This window comes from Francisella noatunensis subsp. noatunensis, assembly GCF_009823375.1.
Lineage (GTDB): Bacteria > Pseudomonadota > Gammaproteobacteria > Francisellales > Francisellaceae > Francisella > Francisella noatunensis.
The window spans coordinates 1-5030 of the sequence record NZ_WBSX01000128.1 but is presented as its reverse complement, the minus strand read 5'-3'; the positions used below and the strand labels follow the sequence as shown (position 1 = coordinate 5030).

Sequence of the window (5030 nt, the reverse complement as noted above, 5' to 3'; positions counted from 1 at the left end):
TTAACAATATATCTCATCAATACATTAGAAAGTTACAGATAGACTTGAATAATAGACCTAAGAAATGTTTAAATTACTTGACACCTAATGAAGTACATTTTGGTATCTCTATAAACATTGAGAATACAATCTAGCAGATACTCAATAAAACTATTTATCTTTTTAAAAAAGACTGAGGCATGTTTTGTTTCATCTAGCCAAAAAATAAAGTCATTACGTATAGATCTTTCTAAGTTTTCATTTAAGCGATTACCTATTGCTGATTTTTTAAAGCAATCAGCATCATAAAAATGATTAAGTTCTTTGCGTAGTTGAGTAGTTTCTTCATTAGTCAGCCAACTATCAATAATACAGAAACCATTGCTAAGATAATCACTAATTATTTTTTCATAAAAAGGATTAATTTCGAATAAATCAGACATACAATGCCCAATTAGTAAAGAGTAAGGAATTATATATCAGAAACTAAAAATCAGTTATCTATTTTTATGATAAAGTCTTCTAAATATTCATCAACATCTAACTCATATTCAGAAATAGCAAAATGCTTAGCAGATTTTTTCTGTTTGTGCATCTCATCTGTAGAGCCAGTGTTTAAATGATGCCAGTCAGGAAGGTCTTTATTTTGTAGTAAAAGCTTATAGCTACAACTATTAGGTAGCCATTTGTATGCATGATTTTTAAGTTGTTTATATGTTAGGTTTATGCAGTCATGTACAATCTGCTTTCTTTTTTCGTACATACTGCATTGGCACTTTCCAATATCTAAAAGCTTACAACTAACTTTCGTATAGTATACTTCATCAGTTTCATCATCTTGAAGCTTATTTAAACAGCAAAAACCACATCTATCGCAAATAGATTCCCATTGCTCTTTACTCATATCTTTTAAATCAACTTCTTGCCACCATTTACTCATAATTTATTCATCTATGATAGTTTGAGAAGTATTAAACTAAATTATTTAAGAAAAATATAGTCTAAAAAGAAAAGTAATACATTCTCTCATCCTAAATTAATTCTTGGTATTCTAATAAAATCAATGGTTACAGTAATAAATTCAGTATGATGTTTTGAGTTTTAATAGAGAATATTTAAGAAATTTGCTGAACTGGTTGAGTTAACACTGGAGAAATACCTGTTTGTACAAAAATTTGCTGTTGAATTTTTGCAAAAGCATTTTCGTAGGCCTGAGGATTAAGGATTGCATAAGATGTATTTATTGGAGCAGCTCCTTGATTAGGATCAGGAGTTGATTGATAGACTACAAAGTTAATTCGTATACTAGAGTCTTTAGTTGATTGTCTATAAGGTTGTATAAATGCTGTAGCTTCAGTATATTCAGATTGTCCCCAACCATTGCCATTCTCAGTGCTTTTAGCTGTAATAATACCTGTATTAAAGTTAGCATCCTGAATGATATAACCAAGGTTTTGCATAACAGTAACTGTAGCATCAAAAGCTGTTCGTAAATCAACATTAAAAACTTTTGTTTGCATAAGTTGAATTTGCAGAGGTGTTAAATTTGGTTGTTGTGGTCCTGATGATATACATCCAGATAAAGCTAAAATAACTAAGTAAACTAAAAGACTAAATTTCTTACGCATATTATAAAAGCCTCATCTAGAAGTTAGTTGATAATGATTTATAGTTAGAGACAATATTACCTTTGAATGTGATAATTATAGTCATAGTTTTTTGTGATTGCATGAATCCGGATTCTTGAGTATTTTCACCTGTTATCAGTAGTGTTAGGAAACCATCTCTAGAAGCATTATTCTCAACAGTTGCATTTGTTTGATATGTCCATACAGATTCTCCGCTTGCATTTTGAGTAACTATATTAGGAGAGCCAAAAGCATTTATAACCTCATCTTTGGTTGTTACACCTTTTTTAAGTGTTAAAGAAACATTACCAGAAGTGTAAGGAGTTTTTACAAATCCAACATCTTGTGGGTTAGTATTACTTACACAAGAGTTAAGGATAAATACTGTTCCTATCAGACATATAGTTTTAAATTTCATAATAGTCTCTATGGTTTATGAGGAGTAATTTGTCGAGGATATTTTATTACAGATATGATAATAATGGTATCTAAAACTTCATGATTTTAAAAGTATTAATAGCTTATGAGATCTATATATATCATTGTTAATAATGTATAATCAAAATCATAAAATTCGCTAATAAATATTATCTATATAACAATTATGAAAACTACTGCTAGAGCTAGGAATAACGCTCGTTTATATACTGTGCAAGCTTTGTACCAAAAAAAGGTTGCTGATCATACATTTTCTGAACTAAAAACTCAATACTATGCAGATAATGCAGAGAGACATTATACTGACTGGGATCTTTTTTATAGATTGATGGATGCAGTTAGAGAAAATCAAGATACTATAAACAACTATATACAAGATAATTCAAAAAATGGTATTGAGTCTATAAATTATGTGGATTATGCTGTATTACAGGTCGCTATAGCAGAGCTTATAGAATGTCTAGAGAACCCATATCAGATTATTATAAAAGAGTATGTTGAAATTTGTTATAGTATGGGGACAGAAGAAGGGTATAAATTTGTTAACGCAGTTCTACAAAACCTAGCTAAGTCGATTAGAGGTGAAGAGTAAAGTTATCTTGTGATGCAAGAAAATTAAATTTATTACGATGTTCCTGTTGTTTGTTCTTATCTAAAGTCGCTGTTAGGATAGTTTCTTTATATTGCTCATGAGCTAAAACATCTCCATTATAGTCAATGATCATACTATCTCCAGAATAACTAAAGTTAGGATCATTTCCAACTCTATTACAAGCGATAACATAAGCTTGATTCTCTATCGCTCTTGCTTTTAGTAATGATTTCCAATGTTCACGGCGAGACTCTGGCCAACAAGCAACATTTAGTAGTACATCATATTCATTATTATTACAATTAAATACAGGGAATCTTAGGTCAAAGCATATAGTCAAAAGTATATTAAACCCTTTATAGTTAATGATTTGACGTTTATTTCCATTAGTATACTTTTTATCCTCTCCAGCATGTATAAATAGATGATTTTTATCATAAGTATAAACTTGCTTGTCAGGAGTTACAAAATAAAGCCTATTGGCAGCTTTATTTTCTGTAAAAGTTGCAGCACTACCAACGATAGCATAATTTTTATCTTTTACCTGATTGTACATCCAGTTGATAATATCTTCTTCAGAACTAGCCTCATTGGTAGGATTCATTATAAAACCAGTGTTGAACATTTCACAGAGCACTACCAGATCTGTATGTTTATCAATATTAGCGATTTTATTTTCAAGGGCTTTATAGTTTGCTTGCTTATCATCCCAAACAATATCTGATTGAATTACACTGACTTTTAGCTTTGACATATATTATCCTTATTTTGGTGTTTAGGTCTCTTTTGAGAGTTTATCAATATTTTACTAAATCGTTAAGGACAAAGTGCTATATATAATGAAGTATAATTTGTTGACAAACAAATAACTCAATAACATAATAATCATAATTTGTTTTAACACTTATATAAGGAAATTATGAAGACTATAAAATTAAAAATTTATGCAATATTATCTGTTGTTATATTAGCTTTGATCGCTGGATGTTTAAGTATCGAAAATAGTAATGGTATAAAGTATGTGGAGGGTTATTACATAATAGAAATGCCATATGGTTTTGACAAGGTTTATAATATGCTGCACTAGAATCAATAAAAACGGGAGAAACATATACTATAAATGGAGTTCCATACGATCTTAAGATAAACAGTAATGCTAATGGTAAGGCGATTTTAGAGAGTGTTAATGATAATGATCTTAAAGATACTATTCGTATAGAGATTGTTAAGTTATCAGATAAGCTCACGAAAGTAGCGATTAAGTATGGAAAAGATGGAAACTCTATCAGATCTTCTGTAGAAGTTCAAATCATTGAAGGTAACATTAAATACGGTTAATAGATAAATTTTATTCTAAATTTTTGCAAGAATCTTTGCACCTTTGATTATCTCATCATCTTTTTTAGCAAAACAAAGTCTTAGTAGCCCATTTTGTGGTTTTTCAAATAATGATGATGTTGGAACTAAGCCAATGCCATGTTCTTTGATTAAATTAGAGGCGAAATCCTCATCAAACTCGTTGCTAATATCACTGTAGTCTAGCATCTGGAATGGGGAACCATGCCATTCAAGAACTTTAAATCTAGTACCTTTTAAGTTATCTCTTAAAAGCTGATTTTGTTTTTTGTATAGGTTGTTGAGATTAATGTAATACTCAGGATGTTCAATAATTCCCTCTGCTAAAGCTAGTTGTAGAGGATGTACCGCTGAGAAAGTTGCAAATTGTTTTACAGCTAAGATATTTCTAATAACATCTGTTGGAGCTATAACTACTCCCTGACGCCATCCGGTAACATTATAAGTTTTTCCTAGAGATTGAAGAACAATAAGCTTATCTCTAAGCTCAGGTATTTCAATAGCACTTGTAAAACTCTCTCCTGCGTAGATATGCTCATAAACCTCATCAGAAATTACTAGAAGATTTTTATTTTTAACTATTTTAGCAATTTCTTTAAATTCATCTTTTGATATCACAGTACCCATAGGATTATAGGGCGAATTTAGGATAATAAGTTTTGTTCTATCTGTGATTGCATTTACGATAGCTGGGATATCAATTCTACCATCTGCTAGTAGTTTTAGTCTTACGCAATTACCTTGGTTAAGTTTTGTAGCTCCAACATATGTATCAAAAACTGGATCAAACATGATAACTTCATCACCTTGTCCTATATAAGCAGATATTAATGTTATTGCAGCTATAGCAAGTTCTGGTCCAGCATATTATTTTCAATTTATGGAACATATGGTCAATGCTGCTGTCAACAGAGGGTTGGATAAACAACAAGCTGAAAAGCTTGTTGCTCAAACGTGTCTTGGTGCTGCGCTGATGGCTTTGAAAAGTGATGAGAATATGGTTACTTTAAGAAAAAATGTAACATCTAAAAAAGGTA

At 30.5% G+C, this 5030-nt stretch carries 7 protein-coding genes and 4 pseudogenes; 5 read left to right on the top strand and 6 right to left on the bottom strand.

Annotated elements, in window-relative coordinates; all coding sequences use genetic code 11:
- Window positions 1–134, top strand: a pseudogene (locus tag F8C69_RS11525) (IS30 family transposase); the annotation flags it as partial.
- Here the strand turns inward: F8C69_RS11525 and F8C69_RS09050 are convergent.
- From F8C69_RS09050 to F8C69_RS09035, 4 genes and pseudogenes are all read right to left on the bottom strand, one after another.
- A pseudogene (locus F8C69_RS09050) lies at window positions 135–422 on the bottom strand (2OG-Fe(II) oxygenase); the annotation flags it as partial.
- A 50-nt stretch (window positions 423–472) separates the two neighbouring features.
- Window positions 473–919: a YcgN family cysteine cluster protein gene (locus F8C69_RS09045; RefSeq protein WP_159184942.1), complete on the bottom strand. Its 447-nt coding sequence runs from the start codon at window positions 917–919 to the stop codon at window positions 473–475.
- Between the two features lie 175 nt (window positions 920–1094).
- The gene (locus F8C69_RS09040) at window positions 1095–1607 is read right to left on the bottom strand and encodes a hypothetical protein (RefSeq protein ID WP_159184941.1); all 513 of its coding nucleotides are present in this window, start codon (window positions 1605–1607) and stop codon (window positions 1095–1097) included.
- 16 nt (window positions 1608–1623) lie between these two features.
- Window positions 1624–2025 (bottom strand): hypothetical protein, encoded by a 402-nt coding sequence (locus F8C69_RS09035; RefSeq protein WP_159184940.1) that lies wholly within the window; start codon window positions 2023–2025, stop codon window positions 1624–1626.
- 186 nt (window positions 2026–2211) lie between these two features.
- Here F8C69_RS09035 and nusB point away from each other — a divergent pair, with 186 nt between their 5' ends.
- Window positions 2212–2637 (top strand): transcription antitermination factor NusB, encoded by a 426-nt coding sequence (gene nusB, locus F8C69_RS09030; RefSeq protein WP_004287326.1) that lies wholly within the window; start codon window positions 2212–2214, stop codon window positions 2635–2637.
- Here the strand turns inward: nusB and F8C69_RS09025 are convergent.
- A complete protein-coding gene (locus F8C69_RS09025; RefSeq protein WP_159184939.1) occupies window positions 2621–3391 on the bottom strand; it encodes an amidohydrolase in 771 nt (256 codons plus the stop codon). The genes nusB and F8C69_RS09025 overlap by 17 nt on opposite strands.
- 165 nt (window positions 3392–3556) lie before the next feature.
- Between F8C69_RS09025 and F8C69_RS11090 the strand changes: the two genes are divergently transcribed.
- Window positions 3557–3724, top strand: a complete 168-nt coding sequence (locus F8C69_RS11090; RefSeq protein WP_252988833.1) for a DUF3568 family protein — start codon at window positions 3557–3559, stop codon at window positions 3722–3724.
- A gap of 5 nt (window positions 3725–3729) precedes the next feature.
- Window positions 3730–3975 carry a DUF3568 family protein gene (locus tag F8C69_RS11085; protein ID WP_307838275.1) on the top strand — a complete coding sequence of 82 codons (246 nt, stop codon included), beginning with the start codon at window positions 3730–3732 and terminating at the stop codon, window positions 3973–3975.
- A 15-nt stretch (window positions 3976–3990) separates the two neighbouring features.
- Here the strand turns inward: F8C69_RS11085 and F8C69_RS09015 are convergent.
- Window positions 3991–4824: pseudogene (locus tag F8C69_RS09015) on the bottom strand (aminotransferase class I/II-fold pyridoxal phosphate-dependent enzyme); the annotation flags it as partial.
- Here F8C69_RS09015 and F8C69_RS09010 point away from each other — a divergent pair.
- Window positions 4817–5030 (top strand): annotated as a pseudogene (locus F8C69_RS09010) (pyrroline-5-carboxylate reductase family protein); the annotation flags it as partial. The pseudogenes F8C69_RS09015 and F8C69_RS09010 sit on opposite strands and share 8 nt — an antisense overlap.

Excerpts from the sequence above, each read along its gene's own strand:
- F8C69_RS09045 (WP_159184942.1), bottom strand. The coding sequence starts at position 919 with ATGAGTAAATGGTGGCAAGAAGTTGATTTAAAAGATATGAGTAAAGAG.
- F8C69_RS11090 (WP_252988833.1), top strand. The coding sequence starts at position 3,557 with ATGAAGACTATAAAATTAAAAATTTATGCAATATTATCTGTTGTTATA.
- F8C69_RS09025 (WP_159184939.1), bottom strand. The coding sequence starts at position 3,391 with ATGTCAAAGCTAAAAGTCAGTGTAATTCAATCAGATATTGTTTGGGAT.
- F8C69_RS09035 (WP_159184940.1), bottom strand. The coding sequence starts at position 2,025 with ATGAAATTTAAAACTATATGTCTGATAGGAACAGTATTTATCCTTAAC.
- F8C69_RS09040 (WP_159184941.1), bottom strand. The coding sequence starts at position 1,607 with ATGCGTAAGAAATTTAGTCTTTTAGTTTACTTAGTTATTTTAGCTTTA.
- nusB (WP_004287326.1), top strand. The coding sequence starts at position 2,212 with ATGAAAACTACTGCTAGAGCTAGGAATAACGCTCGTTTATATACTGTG.